This window comes from Sphingobium sp. TA15 (assembly GCF_037101235.1).
Taxonomy (GTDB): Bacteria; Pseudomonadota; Alphaproteobacteria; order Sphingomonadales; family Sphingomonadaceae; genus Sphingobium; species Sphingobium indicum.
This window is the reverse complement of the sequence record NZ_AP025355.1, coordinates 1,032,929-1,047,687: the sequence shown is the minus strand read 5'-3', so window position 1 is coordinate 1,047,687 and position 14,759 is coordinate 1,032,929. Positions and strand designations below refer to the sequence as shown.

The 14,759-nt window shown below is 62.0% G+C and carries 14 protein-coding genes; all 14 read left to right on the top strand.

Going from position 1 to position 14,759, the window contains the following annotated elements:
- Positions 1 to 446: 446 nt before the first annotated feature.
- Positions 447 to 1,346 (top strand): toprim domain-containing protein, encoded by a 900-nt coding sequence (locus tag Sj15T_RS05175; protein ID WP_013041614.1) that lies wholly within the window; start codon positions 447 to 449, stop codon positions 1,344 to 1,346.
- A 132-nt stretch (positions 1,347 to 1,478) separates the two neighbouring features.
- Positions 1,479 to 3,509, top strand: coding sequence for a ParB/RepB/Spo0J family partition protein (locus Sj15T_RS05170; RefSeq protein ID WP_013041613.1), 2,031 nt, complete (start codon positions 1,479 to 1,481; stop codon positions 3,507 to 3,509).
- Between the two features lie 218 nt (positions 3,510 to 3,727).
- Positions 3,728 to 7,996, top strand: coding sequence for a strawberry notch family protein (locus tag Sj15T_RS05165; protein ID WP_013041612.1), 4,269 nt, complete (start codon positions 3,728 to 3,730; stop codon positions 7,994 to 7,996).
- 74 nt (positions 7,997 to 8,070) lie between these two features.
- Positions 8,071 to 9,054 carry a zincin-like metallopeptidase domain-containing protein gene (locus Sj15T_RS05160; protein WP_013041611.1) on the top strand — a complete coding sequence of 328 codons (984 nt, stop codon included), beginning with the start codon at positions 8,071 to 8,073 and terminating at the stop codon, positions 9,052 to 9,054.
- A 123-nt stretch (positions 9,055 to 9,177) separates the two neighbouring features.
- Positions 9,178 to 9,939, top strand: a complete 762-nt coding sequence (locus tag Sj15T_RS05155) for a hypothetical protein (RefSeq protein ID WP_013041610.1) — start codon at positions 9,178 to 9,180, stop codon at positions 9,937 to 9,939.
- A 14-nt stretch (positions 9,940 to 9,953) separates the two neighbouring features.
- The gene (locus Sj15T_RS05150) at positions 9,954 to 10,265 is read left to right on the top strand and encodes a hypothetical protein (protein WP_013041609.1); all 312 of its coding nucleotides are present in this window, start codon (positions 9,954 to 9,956) and stop codon (positions 10,263 to 10,265) included.
- A 419-nt stretch (positions 10,266 to 10,684) separates the two neighbouring features.
- Positions 10,685 to 10,963: a DUF1778 domain-containing protein gene (locus tag Sj15T_RS05145; protein WP_013041608.1), complete on the top strand. Its 279-nt coding sequence runs from the start codon at positions 10,685 to 10,687 to the stop codon at positions 10,961 to 10,963.
- Entirely contained in the window at positions 10,960 to 11,487 is a 528-nt protein-coding gene (locus Sj15T_RS05140) for a GNAT family N-acetyltransferase (protein ID WP_013041607.1), read from the top strand. The genes Sj15T_RS05145 and Sj15T_RS05140 overlap by 4 nt, the downstream gene beginning before the upstream one ends.
- A 238-nt stretch (positions 11,488 to 11,725) precedes the next feature.
- Entirely contained in the window at positions 11,726 to 11,983 is a 258-nt protein-coding gene (locus tag Sj15T_RS05135) for a type II toxin-antitoxin system prevent-host-death family antitoxin (RefSeq protein WP_013041606.1), read from the top strand.
- A complete protein-coding gene (locus Sj15T_RS05130; RefSeq protein ID WP_013041605.1) occupies positions 11,980 to 12,363 on the top strand; it encodes a type II toxin-antitoxin system VapC family toxin in 384 nt (127 codons plus the stop codon). Before Sj15T_RS05135 ends, Sj15T_RS05130 begins: the two co-directional genes overlap by 4 nt.
- Positions 12,364 to 12,572: 209 nt before the next feature.
- Positions 12,573 to 12,863 (top strand): DUF1778 domain-containing protein, encoded by a 291-nt coding sequence (locus tag Sj15T_RS05125; RefSeq protein WP_013041604.1) that lies wholly within the window; start codon positions 12,573 to 12,575, stop codon positions 12,861 to 12,863.
- The gene (locus Sj15T_RS05120) at positions 12,860 to 13,369 is read left to right on the top strand and encodes a GNAT family N-acetyltransferase (protein ID WP_013041603.1); all 510 of its coding nucleotides are present in this window, start codon (positions 12,860 to 12,862) and stop codon (positions 13,367 to 13,369) included. Before Sj15T_RS05125 ends, Sj15T_RS05120 begins: the two co-directional genes overlap by 4 nt.
- A gap of 167 nt (positions 13,370 to 13,536) precedes the next feature.
- A complete protein-coding gene (locus tag Sj15T_RS05115; protein ID WP_013041602.1) occupies positions 13,537 to 13,767 on the top strand; it encodes a hypothetical protein in 231 nt (76 codons plus the stop codon).
- A 151-nt stretch (positions 13,768 to 13,918) separates the two neighbouring features.
- The gene (locus tag Sj15T_RS05110) at positions 13,919 to 14,749 is read left to right on the top strand and encodes a hypothetical protein (protein WP_013041601.1); all 831 of its coding nucleotides are present in this window, start codon (positions 13,919 to 13,921) and stop codon (positions 14,747 to 14,749) included.
- Positions 14,750 to 14,759 lie beyond the last annotated feature (10 nt).

The window sequence follows — 14,759 nt, the reverse complement described above, 5'->3', positions numbered from 1 at the left end:
GGTAAACTTCCTGCCGTGTTACCAAACAGATGTCAAAGCCCCGGCCAAGGCAATGGCCTTGGTCGCAAGCTTCCGTACACAGGATGTCGACCTGATCGCGATGTAGCAGCCGCAAAGGCGGGCCGCCTCTCTGCTGAACCTCAAAGTGTCGGATCCAAATTCTCGCTATTCAACCATGATTAACCCGCATGGGCTCATGATGACGCCGTTAGCACCTAAACATTGCAGGCGCGATCTCACTCATCGCGGTCTGCCTGGCTCGTTTTGAGAGGTACGATCCAGCGTTCGGCGCGCAACTTGGCCAGGGTACATCATCGCTGTCATGCGCCGCCGGCAGTGTATTTGGTCAACCGGTTCGATCTGGCCGACACGGGCCAGTCTTCGACAACCAAAAATCAGGAGAGGGGGGAAGGGGTCGATCGTATCATCAGACCGGATCTACCCTCATGACTGCCACCATCGAACTCGAGACTGCAGGCCGCCGTATCGTCGAAGCCCTGAAGGGACATTGGCGAAAAAGCAGCGGCATGTGTCGCTGCCCCGCGCATGCCGATCGTGATCCCAGCCTTTCGGTCCGCGTCGGGCGGACGAGCCTGCTCTTCACCTGCTTTGCCGGTTGTGACCGCGTCGACATTCTCAGAGCGATCCGCAACGCGCGTATCCTCGATACCGACTATGTGCCGACTGTCGAAGCAAGCGGGGCCGACGATTATGCGCCTGATAGCTCTGCGCTCTGGCGACGTCAGCGTGCGCAAGAGATTTGGGATCGGGCGCGGCCGCTCGCGGGCACGCCAGCGCAGCACTATCTGCAGGAGCGGGGCCTGCCGGGGTACAATTCCGAGCTTCGCTACTTGGCCCGCACGCCGATCGGCACCGACCGAGGGCTGGGCTACAGACCAGCACTGATCGCAGCCATCCGCGACACGCGCAGCCTCGTCGCCATCCAGCGCAACTTCCTCGACATCACGATCCCGGCCAAGGCGCTCGATCTCGAAAACCCCAAGATGGCGCTCGGAGCGCCGGACGCAGGCGCTGTCCGGCTAATGCCCGCGCAGGACATCCTCGGCATTGCCGAAGGGATTGAGACGAGTTGGTCGGCCTCCCTTCTTCATGAGATTCCTGTCTGGGCTGCCCTTGGCAGCGAGCGCTTTGGGCAGATTGCTATCCCCGATCATGTCACTCGGCTCATCCTGCTTCCCGACCCGGGAAAGGCAGGACGGCGCGCCGAGGCGCTCGCGCTTGAGGCCCATGCCCGGCCGGGCCGCACCATCGAAACGATTTGGCCTCCTCGCGGGTGGGGCGACTGGAACGATGTCTGGCTGCGTCGCCTGAAGCAGGGCTTTTGAATGCCGCCCTATCGGGCGGTGCCAGGAGGGAGAGAGGGAGTAAAGCGGGCGGAGTGTCCGCCATCGCATCTTCGATGCCGGCGCTCCGCGCCCGCAACGTCATGGTGACGTCGGGCATGACGGAGAACCGACATGACCGAGATCCTCTACATCCCTGCATCGAAGCTCAGCGTATCTCCGCTGAACGTACGAAAATCACAAGATCCAGTGGCCGACGCACAGCTGCGCGCCGACATCATCGCCCGAGGCGTGCTGCAAAACCTGATCGGCGTGCCCAAGGCGCGCAGGAAGGGCCATTATGAAATCACCGCGGGTGGCCGCCGTCTGACACAGGCACAGGCTGCAATCGCCGCCGGTGAACTGCCGGCCGACTATGTCATTCCGGTCAAGCCGATGGCGGATGTAGGCGATGCACAGGAAGCTAGCCTCGCCGAGAATTTCCAGCGCCTCAAGATGTCGCCAACGGACGAATGCATCGCTTTCCTTCACGCCACCCAGCGCGACGGACAGACCCCCGCCGAGGTGGCACGCCGCTTCGGGCTGACCGAACGGTTCGTGCTCGGCCGCATGCGGCTTGCCAAGCTGGCCGACGTCGTCTTCGATGCCCTTCGCGACGGCAAGATCAGCCTCGATATCGCCATGGCCTATGCGACCACCAGCGACACAGCGCGCCAGCAGGCCGTGTACGAGCAGCTCTCGCGCGGCGGCTATGGCATCAACGCCTACACCGTGCGGCGCATGGTCCAGGAAGGCGGTTGCCGCGGCACCGATCCGCGCGCCCGCCTGGTCGGACGCGAGGTCTATGAAGCAGCGGGAGGCCGGATCGATGCCGATCTCTACGACGACGCTGGCGGCGAGACATGGTTGGACACCGAACTGCTCGATCGCCTCGTTACCGAAAAGCTTGCCTGCTTCGCCAGCGACACGCGCGATGCCATGGGTCTCGCGGAGGTTCGCGTGGTCGGGGATTCGGCCGACATCTGGTCCGAGGCGCGCGCTCTCCAGACGATCAAGCTCGATTCACCCGCACTCGACGATGAAGCTCAGGCCCGCGTGGCCGTGATCGAGCAGGAGATCGAGGAGCTTCAGACGACTGCCGGCGAGGGCGGCCTCTCGGACGAACAGCAAGCGCGCTACGATGGCCTCGGCGTGGAGCGTGAGCGCTTGCTCGCGCCGATGCCGACCATCAGTGACGAACAGAAATCGTCGGCAATCGGTTTCGTCTATCTGTCCCGCGACGGCTCGCTTCAACTCCACCAGGACTTCTATGGCAAGCTGGTGGAGGCGCCGGCGCCGGGCGCCCCAGCGCAAGATGCTGTCGCCGATGAACGCAGCCCATCTTCCGAAGGTTTGGCCGGAGTGGCTGAGGAGCCGAAGGCCAAGGGATTGTCCAAACGGCTCACCGACGAACTTGCGCACCAGAAGACCGAACTGGTCGCCCTCCATGTCGCCAGCGACCCCCACTTCGCGCTCATGCTCGGCACGTTCGTGATGGTGGACAAGGTGGTCTGCCGATATGCCGATCAGGACGGCAGCCTGCTGCCGAGCACGTTGGCGTGCCGCACTCCCGAAAGCGCCCTCAGCGACTTCAAGAGCGGTACACAGGCCGCCGAGCGCTGGACCGAGCTTGAATCTACGCTGGACCGTAGCTGGGCCGAATTGGTGACGCCGATCGAACGCTTCGAAGCGTTCCGCGCTCTCGATGATGACATGCGCGCCGCATGGTTCGGATGGGCTGTCGCCCGCACTCTCATCCCGACCGCCTATGGCGAAACGGGCGACATCTTCATCAGCCACGTCGGAGAGCAGCTCGAGATCGACGTCGCGGCCTGGTGGAGGCCCACAGCGCTCAACTATTTCGACCGCGCGCCGAAACACGTGACGCTCGACGCCATCGACCGGGTAGGCGGTCCCGAGCTCAGGCATCGCTACGCTCTGGCCAAGAAGGGCGATCTTGCGACAACCGCCGAGAAGCTGTTCCGCGGCGACAGCCTGATCGAGGCTGATGCCAAGGAACGGGCCCTGGCCTGGGTGCCTACCGAAATGTCGTTCTCGGCCCGCCTGGACGCCTCGAACCCGGCCGTCGAGGTTGCACATCTCGGCGATGAGGCTTCCGACACGGGAGCGATGCACAACCCCGACACCTTCGCCGACGCTGCCTGATCGCACGGAATGGGACCGCGACGCATCATGCGTCCGGTCCTTTTTTTGCTCCTCGACCACTCACCCTTCGGGCGCGACGCGATATCGCACGCCGGCCTTTCTGCCTTCCCGACATCCGCTGCATCACCGCGCGCTGAGCGTGCCCGTCATTCCGGGCAGCAGGACAGAAGGAGAGAGGGGGAAGGGAGGGAGCCGACATCCAGAGACGGAGACTTCCCATGGCCAGCATTGCCCCTGACCTCTTCACGCACGTTGCCCTATCGAACGACAGGACACCGCATCTTCTCGCCATCGCCCATAGCCTCGTACCGGACCTGCTCCGCGGCACGACGATCGACCGAAAGACGCTGGCTGACCGCGCGACGGCGCACTTTGGCTCTACCGACGCCACCGGCCGATGGGCCATGCGCGATGCCTATGATGCGCTCGAGGCCGCACAGGTTCTCAGCGTGCGCAATCCCAAGGGCTGGCTCAATCAGGCGGGCGATGCCGACATCCTTGCTCGCCTTCATGATCGCATGCTCGGCTTGTCCACGCAGAGCTACCGCTCGGAAGGCCAGATCGAACTGCAACAGTTCAGCACGCCGCTCACCCTGGCCTTCGTCGCCGCTCGGGCTGCCCATATCCTTCCGTCAGATCTGGTTCTCGAACCCTCAGCTGGGACCGGGATGCTCGCGGCATGGCTTCCCCGCGACATCCCTGTGCATCTCAATGAAATCGATCCCCAGCGCGCCGCACTGCTCGAAGGCGTGCTCGGCCAGATCGTCACGCGCTACGATGCCGAATATATCGACGATCTTCTCTCGCCGGTCGTCCGCCCGTCCGTCATTCTCATCAATCCGCCTTACAGCCGCAGCACGACGCGCGGCGATGATCCCCATGCCGGCGCCCGTCACCTCCGCTCGGCACTTCTGCGGCTTGCCCCGGGCGGTCGCTGCGTTGCGATCATGCCGGCCTGGTTCTCCCCGCATTCGAGCGGTCGAGACGGATACGCTGTTGTCGAGAAGCTGCTTCCGCCTCGGCTTGACCTGCTCGTGGGCAAGGCCTTCGTCAAACATGGCACGAGCATCGATACGCGCATCCTGGTCTTCGACAAGATCGCCGATGTGCAAACGCAGCGCGTCGCCTGCGACGGCCTCGCCGACGCTCTTGCCCATGTCACCAAATGCGATCGCCTCGTAGGCGAACCCACCGCTGCCAGCATCATGCGCAAACCCGCGCCGCTGCTTCGCCGTCCGGCCGCAGGCAGCCTCCTCGGCAAGCTCTCGGCACCGCGCACCCTCGCTCCCAAAGCAGTTGCCGCCACCGACAATGCTCCCCGGCCACTCGACTATGCCGTGCGCGAACACCCACTTCCTGCAGAAGAGCCCGTCGGCGTCTATGTCCCGTATCGCGTCGCACGAATCGACATAGAGGGCGCGCGGCTTCATCCGACACCCCTGGTCGAATCTGCGGCAATGGCATCTATCCTGCCGCCCACGCCCACCTATCGTCCGATGCTTCCGTCCAGTGCCATCCGCGCCCTGTCGGATGCGCAGCTCGAGACGGTTATCCATGCCGGCCAGGCGTTCGAGCGCATGCTTCCGGGGCGCTTCAAGGCCAATGAAGCAGGCACACTCCTCGTAGAGCAGGATGACGGGGCCGAATATCGACAGGGCTTCTTCCTCGGGGACGGGACGGGCGCCGGCAAGGGACGGCAGGTTGCGGCCATCATGCTCGACCAGTGGAGCCAGGGACGTCGCAAGGCCGTCTGGGTGAGCCGGTCTTCAGCACTGATCGAAGATGCCCGCCGGGACCATTGCGCGCTGGGCGGCCTTCCGCTCGACATCCAGCCGCTGGACGCCTTCGCTCCCGGCACATCGATCACGATGGACACCGGTATCCTTTTTGTAACCTACGCCACATTGCGATCCCAACGGCACGATCAACAGTCGCGCCTACAGCAGATCCTGGCGTGGCTTGGATCCGACCATGACGGTGTGATCGTCTTTGACGAAGCCCATGCCATGGCAAACGCTGCCGGGACCGAGACGAAGTTCGGCACCCAGAAAGGCTCCGAACAGGGGTTGGCCGGGGTGCGCCTGCAGAACCTCCTTCCCAAGGCGCGGATCCTCTACGTCTCCGCCACCGGGGCGACCGACATCGCCAATCTCTGCTACGCGAGCCGCCTGGGCCTCTGGGGCCCTGGGACCGCCTTTGGTAGCCGCGATGTCTTCATGTCCCAGATGACCGAAGGCGGTGTGGCCGCTCTCGAGCTCGTTGCCCGCGACCTGAAGGCGCTCGGCCTCTATACTGCCCGCGCGCTCTCCTTTGCGGGCGTTGAATATGACATGCTGGTTCACCAGCTTTCGGCCGACCAGATTGCCGTTTATGATGCTTATGCCGATGCGTGGGCCGTGATTCATGCCGGCTTGGAAGCGGTCCTCGAGGCCACCGGCATCGTCGATCGCATGGGTGGGCGGACGCTCAACGCGCATGCAAAGGGCTCCGCTCTCAGTCGCTTCGAGAGCCAAAAGCAGCGGTTTTTCGCAAGCACGCTCCTGGCGATGAAACTTCCTACCGTAATCCAGGAAATCGAAAAGGAGATTGATGCCGGGCACAGCGCTGTCGTGCAGTTGGTGACGACATCCGAGGCACTGCTCAATCGGCGCCTTGCCGACCTTTCGCCCGAAGAGCGCGCGGAGCTCGATATCCAGCTTTCTCCGACCCAGACCATGATCGATTATCTCATGAATGCCTTCCCGACCCGGCAGATGCAGGTGTTTACCGACGAGAATGGCAATCCGTACTCGGAACCGATGACCGATGAGGATGGCAATCCGGTCCACAGCAAGGAGGCAATCGACCGACGCGACGCACTGATAGAGCAGCTTTGCGTGCTGCCGGAGATCGGGTCTGCGCTCGATGAGATCATTGCGCATTTTGGAACAGCCCAGGTTGCCGAGGTGACGGGCCGCTCGAAGCGACTTGTCCGCGACCGCGATGGTCGGCAGCGGTTGGAAACACGCAGCGCGCGCAGCAATCTAGGCGAAACGGCGGCCTTCACCGATGGTTCGAAAAGGATTTTGGTCTTTTCTGACGCCGGCGGCACGGGGCGAAGCTATCACGCCGACCGCGACAGCCGCAGTGCGGGCTATCGGCGCATCCACTTCTTGCTGGAACCTGGCTGGCGAGCGGCCGAAGCGATCCAGGGCCTCGGACGGTCGAACCGGACCAACCAGGCCTCCGCGCCCGTGTTCCGGCCCTGCACAACAAATTGCCGCGGCGAGCGGCGGTTCATCTCGACCATCGCTCGCAGGCTCGACAGCCTCGGTGCGATCACGCGCGGGCAGCGGCAGACTGGCGGCCAGAACATGTTCGATCCTGCCGACAATCTCGAGAGCGAATATGCTCTGGAGGCGCTGCGCCAATGGTATCAAATGCTCCACGCCGGCAAGCTCCAGAGCGTCAGTCTTGGCGACTTTTGCCGGATGACCGCCCTGAAACTTGTCGACAAGGACAGTGGCGAACTTGTCGAGAACCTGCCGCCCATCCAGCGCTGGCTGAACCGCCTTCTTGCACTGCGCATTTCGGTCCAGGACGCGATCTTCACCGAATATCTGGCTCTCATCGAGGCCCGTGTCGAGGCAGCCCGCGAGGCTGGTACACTCGATGTGGGCGTCGAGACGATCATGACCGAACGCCTGGTCGAACTGGACTCGACCGTGCTGCGAACCGATCCCCACAGCGGCGCGGAAACCCGCCTTGTTCATCTCGAACTGCACCGAAGGCGCCATGCGCTCAGCTACGCGGCGCTGATGCGGGACTGGAGCGATGTGCCCGATGCGCTACCAGTGCGAAACAGCCGTTCCGGGCGCATAGCATTGCGCGTGCCAACCTGGCCGGACATGGACGATGACGGCAAATTCAGAACGGCATGGCGGCTACAGCGGCCGACTGGATCGGAACGGATCGGTGGGGCGGAGTTCGCAAAGAGCCATTGGGAGTTTTGCGACAGCGAGACTTTCGAGACGCTCTGGCACGAGGAGGTTGCAGAAGCGCAGTCAAAAATCGACGTCGAAACCATCCATCTTGCGACCGGCCTCCTGCTTCCGATCTGGCACAAGCTGCCGGACCGGTCGATGGAGGTCTGGCGGATCGCCGACAAGGCCGGCAACGGCTTGCTGGGACGCATCGTGGCCGCGGCCGACGTCGCACGCATGGCGGACCAGCTTGGTATCGAAATAGCCGTTACGCTGTCCGTTCAGGAAATCCTGGCGGCCGCCCGGCGACCGGACGGGATCGTCATCCCGGCGCTCGGCAAGGCGAGGTTGATCCGAAGCCGGGTCAATGGCCAGCAACGCTACGAACTCAAGGAGTTCGATGCCGCCAGGCTTCCGCTTTACAAGTCGCGCGGCGCCTTCACGGAGGTCGTGCAGTATCGGACGAGGCTCTTCATCCCGGTCGACCAGGCGGACGAGGTGATCGCCCGGCTGATCGCCGACTGAGCGGAGGAGGGAAGGGGGGAAGGGAGGATCGGCTCTCCGCATGGTGTGGAGACCGAACCTCCCGGAGATTCCTTATGCCTCGACGCTTTGCGCCGCGCAGCGATGCTCCTTCGCCCGCGCAGACCATCACCGACGCTATCATCGCACGCCTTGAAACCGGCACCAAGCCGTGGGTCAAGCCCTGGACAGGCAGTGCGCCCCAACGTCCTTTGCGCGTTTGCGGAACACCCTATCGCGGCGCGAACATATTCTGGCTGTGGCTGGTAGCCGATCTCATGGGCTACCGCTCCCCGACCTGGATGACCTATCGCCAATCCGCCGCGCTGGGCGGGCAAGTCCGCAAGGGCGAAAAAGCAACCATTGCGATCTTCTATAAAAGCTATGCGAAGTCAGTGGCCGATCCCATCACTGGCGAAGAGGATCGTCAGACCCGGCGCGTGCTGCGCTCCTATCCGGTTTTCAACTGCGATCAAATCGATGACCTCCCTGATCGCTATTATGCGCAGCCCGAACTCGCCGTCGCGCGCAACGAGCCCGATCCCGCGCGCGTCGCGGATCTCATGGCGTTCTTCGATGCCATACCGGCCGAGGTGCGCCATGGCGGCGATCGCGCCTATTTTCATATTCAGGAAGACTATGTTCAACTGCCTCCGGTCGAATCATTTGCAGACTTCCACTGCTATTCTGCGATAAGATGCCACGAATTGGCGCATTGGTCTGGTGCAGAAAGCAGATTGGACCGAAAATTCGGTCACAGATTTGGTGATGAAGACTATGCTGTGGAGGAATTGTGTGCCGAATTGACTTCGGCGATCCTTGGATCGGAACTGAATCTCCCTGTCATGTTGCTCGACAATCATGCAAGCTATATTCAGAGCTGGATTGATGTACTGAGGGCCGACAGCAAAGCCCTGCTGACGGTCGCCTCGAAGGCCGAAGAGGCCGCAAGCTATCTACTCGGCCTCGCCGGACGACACGACGATCCGGCGGGCGACATTGTCGGGGATGAGGCCGATAACGACGACGATGTTCCCGCTGAGATGAGCAAGGCCGCCTGAAGGCCCGCCAATAGCCCGGTTCGGCCCAAGAGTGAGCTGAGAAACTGCACATCGTCTTGGTTCCCTTCGTCGGGAGGAAAGAGGGAAAGGGCAGGGGAATGTTGCCCATTACGGAGCTTCCCCATGTCCCGACCTCATATCCTTTCCATCGGCAGTGCACCGGCTGAAGAAGCCTGCGCACAACTGGGCGTGACCCGGAATTATGATCGCGCTGCTTTCCTCGAAGCCTGTTGCTATCGCGCCGCGATCATCGCCACGCACGGACGCCCTCCCGACGGCGTTTCCCTCCGTCCCGCGCGCTGCGCCCACGACTTCGGGTCCTATGTCGAGATCCAGGCGCACTATGATCCCGCCGATCCTACGGCCTGCACCTATGCCGAGCAGATCGAGAATGGCCTCGCGCGCTGGCTGGATGCCGGCTTCCTCGCGCCAGTGCGCTATCGCGACGACTCCCAGATAGAGGAATATATCTATCAGGATCACTTCGAGGCGGCGCGCCGGGTCATGCTCACTTTGGAACGCCAGCGAATCGATGGCTTCGGAACGGCGGCCGAAGCCGCCGCGATCGCGCATTTGCGCGCCGAGTATCCCCGACAATCCGAGGAAGCCGACCAACTGCTCCGGCAGATCGCGACGGAGCGACAGATCCGTTCGCCTTCGGCGCGGCAGGTCGGCCTTTATGCATCCTACCGGCTGACCTTCTTCCCCGCGCTGTTCAACGAAGCACGTGGCCATGGCTATCCGGAAGGCGATGCGATCGACGTTACCGCCTATGAACTCCGTACCGGCCGCCATCGCTACATCCAGTGTGACATCGTCACTGTCACAACAATCGATGAGGCCCTGTCGCTCTGCTGGGAGCACATGGCCCGCTACGTCATATAATAGCGAGACGTGCCATGACCACCGCCACGATCCACGGCTCACATGGAAGCCTGACCGTTCATGTCGCGACCGGCCATATCGTCGAACGCAAACTCGAGGGTGACGAATATGCCGACATCCCCTTTTTCGATCCCACCCCGATTGCGCGATGGCGCGGCGATCTCGATATTCTAGCTGCCGGCTACTGGACGACGCGCGGTGACTACGCCGAACCGTTAACTATCCGGCTCACCCAGTGGCGAGGTGGGACGATCTTCGACGACTGGGTGCCGCTACGCCTCCTGCCCGCGCCGCGCCAACACGATCCCACAAGTGAGATCGCGTAAAATAGTCTTGCTGGCGCCCCTCGCATGTGTTTTGCAGCGGATGCCGGTTTTTTCGTGAACCGGCTCCATCGATCGTAGACTCGATTCAGAGTGCCTCAAGCCTAGTGGAGCCATTCGTTCCCTTGAGAGCGCTTCTGTCGGCGCGAACAGTTTCGTGAATCGGCGGATTCTGAAAATTGAATCCGAACAACGGCTTGGCGGCATAAGTAATGTCCCATGTTTGTGAAGCGACCTCGGATGTGTCTCAAGCGTGGGGGTTAGGCCTCTCTTCGAGGCCACCGCCAGGCGCAATTCCATGGTCCCCCTCGGATGCTACTCGAAAAGCGACCGATTTCCGGTGTGCGCTTTCAAGGCGCACATGCTTGACGAAGCGCTGAGGAATAGCGTACTAATTGAAGTTGCACGAATGGAGGTGCGCGATGCCGCGAGCTGTGGTGGAAGATAACAGGCGCATGAGTCTGCGGATTCGACCGGAGCAAAAGGCTTTGCTCGCCCGGGCGGCTGCGCTCAAGCATACCGACCTAACCACCTTTGTCACACGGTCGGCCCTCCGTGAGGCCGAGAGCGTGATCGAGGAGGCGGAGCGGACGAAGCTGAGCGAGAGAGACAGCCTGCTCGTTCTCGATCTGCTCGAAAACCCGCCGCCGGCGAATGCGAAATTACGTGCCGCCATCGCCGCGATGCCAAAGCAGGCATGACGCTTCCGTCATGGTATGAGGAAGCCATCTCGAAAGCGCACGACCGGGTCTCTTTCGATTGTGGCGACGACGACCTCAATATTTTTTTGCAACGCTACGCGCGGCAGAGCCACGAACTAGGCGGGGCCAAGACCTTCCTCGCGATCGACGACGCCGACAGCAAGACGGTTCTCGGTTTCTACAGTATCGCGCCCGGCAGCATGGACTATGCCGATACACCCGAACTGGTGAGACGAGGACTCGCCCGGCATGAGGTGCCCGGTTTCCGGCTCGCCCGGCTTGCGACGGATATTCGGGTGCAGGGGAAAGGCCTCGGCGGTCAGCTCTTGGGTGCGATCGCGCGCAGATGCATTCGGGTTGCCGCGGAGGTTGGCGGGGTCATGCTTATCGTCGATGCAAAAAACGAGCGCGCTGCCGCTTGGTATGCCAGCTATGGCGCCGTTCCGCTGCACGACAAACCGCTTACGCTTATATTGCCCTTTGCAACGCTGGAACGCGAGTTGAGAGCGGCAAGCCAATTCTAGCCCTTGGCGCGGATACACCACGTCACCCCATTTACCATCGGCTTCAATAGCGATCCCCAAGCCTGGCCGTCCGCCATATCGTTGTCTAGGGTCGCAACACCAAGTCTGAAACACACCTGCCCCGGTTCGCAAAACCTCGCAACGACAGCTTCGCCTGTTGATGATGCACGGCATGTTGACCTGGACTATCTAATGGTCCAAATATCGACCGGCGCTTTAGATGCGAAAGGACGGGTGCATGCAAGTTTCCGTTAGCGATGCCAAAGGGCAGTTGACCGAACTGGTCCGCCGTGCAGAAGCTGGCGATGAGGTAATTCTCACGCGTCATGGGCACGCAGCGGTGCGGCTAGTGCCGATCAAGCGTGCTCCTGACGGGAAAAAGCGCCGCCAGCTGCTTGAAGCCGCTCGACGTGCTGGCGCCACCAAGGCGGTGGCCGGACCTGATGCGGCTCATAGCCAGGATTTCCTTTATGGTGACGATGGCTTGCCTGCATGATCGCCATCGATACGTCTGCGCTGATGGCTATTGTCCTTGATGAGCCCCAAGCCACCGCCTGCATCGCTGTACTTGAAGCCGAGGACGAGATTCTGATCTCGGCCGGGACAGTTGCCGAAGCCCTGATTGTATCGGAGCGGCGCAATGTCGGGGAGGAGGTCGGGACCCTCATCGATGGCCTCGGGTTTGACATCGTGGACGTGACGCCCGCCGCCGCACGACGCGTTGCCCTAGCCTACGCGCGTTGGGGCAAAGGTATTCATCCCGCGTCGCTGAATTTCGGCGACTGTTTTGCCTACGAGGTGGCCAAAGAACACGCTTGCCCACTGCTCTTCGTTGGTGATGATTTCGCTAAAACGGATATCGGACGCGCAACCTGATGGCCCCCACGTTTGAGACACTCCCGGATCATTTCACAGACATGCGACGTCGCCAATGGAGTCAAACCCGTGTGCGGATTCAGCATTCGCAAATCGCCGATTCACGAAAGACAGCACATCGACAGGGGATCCGCCACGCTCACATAGCCACTTTCTGATCTTGAAAAATACGGCATATTGCCGTATATAAAGGTCGAAAGGTTGCGATCATGCCAAGGCAAAATGCAGAGACGGAAACCGCCCGATTGGAAGCCCGCATTCCGGTGCAAGTCTACGATCAGATGCAGCGCGCCGCACGCCTGCGCGGCATGACACTGACCGGCTATCTTCTCGCGACCGCCGGCGAGGATGCGCGGCGCGCGGTGGAAGATGCCGATATCCTCCGCCTGGCGCGTGAGGACCAGATCCGCTTCGCGCAAGCATTGATCGACCCGCCTACGCCGAATGACCGGCTGAAGCGTGCCGCAAGTCGTCATCGCGAGCTGATCGAACCACAGTGAGCGACCGTTTCGCGATCGAGCCGCTGGTAAAATCTCACCGGCGGTCGGACTTCACTTGTGGGAACGAACGCATAGACCGCTATTTCCGGGAAACCGTGACCCAGGATGTGAGGCGGAACTATGCGAAATGTTTCGTCGCGCGCGCGGTGGACACAAGCAAAGTTGCCGGCTTCTATACGTTATCGTCGAGCAATGTGCCGCTCACCGAGGTTCCAGAGGCGCTCGCCGCGAGGCTGCCCCGCTACCCGACCGTCCCGGCCGTGATGATTGGATGGCTTGGCCGGCACATTGACTATCGGGGGCTTGGTCTCGGTGAAGCGCTGCTTTTCGATGCGATCGAGACTGTCGCGACGGCCCCCATCGGGGCCCATGCGATTTTTGCCGACGCGATCGACGAGCAGGCTGCCATTTTTTATACCGCTTACGGCTTCACGCCGCTGACCAAGCGACCTCTGACATTGTATCTACCCATCGCGACGGCGCTGCCGCTATTGTCTGAACATTGATAGCAAACACGTCGAATGACCACGGACCAACCAGCTATCGGCTCGACCATGGCGCCAAACCCACAACTGACGCGACCCCTCGCACACTTTATAGCCTCCCTCGATTTGGAATCCGGTGAAGGGCTATGGGTGCTCCACAGCGCGCAGCTTCTTGCTGGAGCAGTTTCATGAGTAAAAGCGCCAACAATGACACTCGGTTAACGCCCTGGGCGCTGCGTCGCGCTCAAATCATTGAGCGTGCCCGCGAGCTTGCGAAATCCGGCGCCTACAGGAGCTGGGAAACCGTTGCGTTGCACTTGATAGCCGATGGCTATGAAGATGCCCGCGACATACTCGACGATCCTGTCCTGCGGGAGGAGCTGGATAGCTACTGCGGGCGGGAGAGCGACCGCGCATAGCCTCCGCCGTCTATTTCTGAAGCAGCGAACCCCGATGCGATCAGCGAGGCTGGCCGCAGGGTCAAGCTCCGCTATGCGGCATTGCCCTCGAAGCTGACCGCGGCTGAGAGGAGAGAGGGGAAGCGATGGGTGATCTTGCAGGAGACACCCGATGCAGCTCCAAGTCCAACCGGCCGCGGACCTCCGCGCACTTCTTGACCGCAACCCAGTCATAGGCGAGCCGAGGCGCGGGCCTCGCCGCTTCTGGACAACCCGCGAGGAGAAACTTCTCGGCGAGCATTACCCCGCGGGCGGTGTCGAAGCCTGCCTGCTCCACCTGCCTGGACGCACGGCTACTGCCATCTACAACCATGCCGCAACACTCGGGCTGCAGGCTCCGAGCACACAGAAGCATGATTTCCGCCGCCAGCGCTGGACCAGCTCCGATCATATCGATGCCGTGATCCGCCGCGCCTACCAGCGAACCCCGGCAAAGGGGGACATCGACGCTCTCGCCGTTGCGGTCGGCCGCCCTCGCTGGTGGGTGACCAAGCGCGCCAGCAAGCTCGGGCTTGTCACGCCCCGCTTCAAAGAGCCTGCATGGACCGATGCGGAACGCGACGTCGTGCATGATAATTTCCATCGGTCCGCGAAAACCATTCAGCGCATGCTCAAACGCTTAGGCTTTGTCCGCACCGAAACCGCGATCACGGTTATGGGCAAACGCATGGGGGCCACCCGTGAGGACCCCCACCACGTTACCGCCCATGGCCTTGCAACGCTAATGGGCGTCGATGCGAAGACCGTTTCAGGCTGGATCGCGCGCGGCCTCCTCAAGGCCCGCCGACGCGGCACCGAGCGCACCGCGGCGCAGGGCGGCGACCAGCACTGGATCCATCTGCGCGACGTGCGCGGCTTCATCATCGACAATGCCGCCGTCGTCGATATCCGCAAGGTCGACAAATTCTGGTTCATCGACCTCCTCGCCCATAGTCATAACTGACGCTTGCGAG

Coding starts and splice junctions, on each gene's coding strand:
- Sj15T_RS05155 (WP_013041610.1), top strand. CDS start 9,178: ATGTCCCGACCTCATATCCTTTCCATCGGCAGTGCACCGGCTGAAGAA.
- Sj15T_RS05125 (WP_013041604.1), top strand. CDS start 12,573: ATGCCAAGGCAAAATGCAGAGACGGAAACCGCCCGATTGGAAGCCCGC.
- Sj15T_RS05175 (WP_013041614.1), top strand. CDS start 447: ATGACTGCCACCATCGAACTCGAGACTGCAGGCCGCCGTATCGTCGAA.
- Sj15T_RS05135 (WP_013041606.1), top strand. CDS start 11,726: ATGCAAGTTTCCGTTAGCGATGCCAAAGGGCAGTTGACCGAACTGGTC.
- Sj15T_RS05165 (WP_013041612.1), top strand. CDS start 3,728: ATGGCCAGCATTGCCCCTGACCTCTTCACGCACGTTGCCCTATCGAAC.
- Sj15T_RS05140 (WP_013041607.1), top strand. CDS start 10,960: ATGACGCTTCCGTCATGGTATGAGGAAGCCATCTCGAAAGCGCACGAC.
- Sj15T_RS05150 (WP_013041609.1), top strand. CDS start 9,954: ATGACCACCGCCACGATCCACGGCTCACATGGAAGCCTGACCGTTCAT.
- Sj15T_RS05145 (WP_013041608.1), top strand. CDS start 10,685: ATGCCGCGAGCTGTGGTGGAAGATAACAGGCGCATGAGTCTGCGGATT.
- Sj15T_RS05160 (WP_013041611.1), top strand. CDS start 8,071: ATGCCTCGACGCTTTGCGCCGCGCAGCGATGCTCCTTCGCCCGCGCAG.
- Sj15T_RS05170 (WP_013041613.1), top strand. CDS start 1,479: ATGACCGAGATCCTCTACATCCCTGCATCGAAGCTCAGCGTATCTCCG.
- Sj15T_RS05110 (WP_013041601.1), top strand. CDS start 13,919: ATGCAGCTCCAAGTCCAACCGGCCGCGGACCTCCGCGCACTTCTTGAC.
- Sj15T_RS05130 (WP_013041605.1), top strand. CDS start 11,980: ATGATCGCCATCGATACGTCTGCGCTGATGGCTATTGTCCTTGATGAG.
- Sj15T_RS05115 (WP_013041602.1), top strand. CDS start 13,537: ATGAGTAAAAGCGCCAACAATGACACTCGGTTAACGCCCTGGGCGCTG.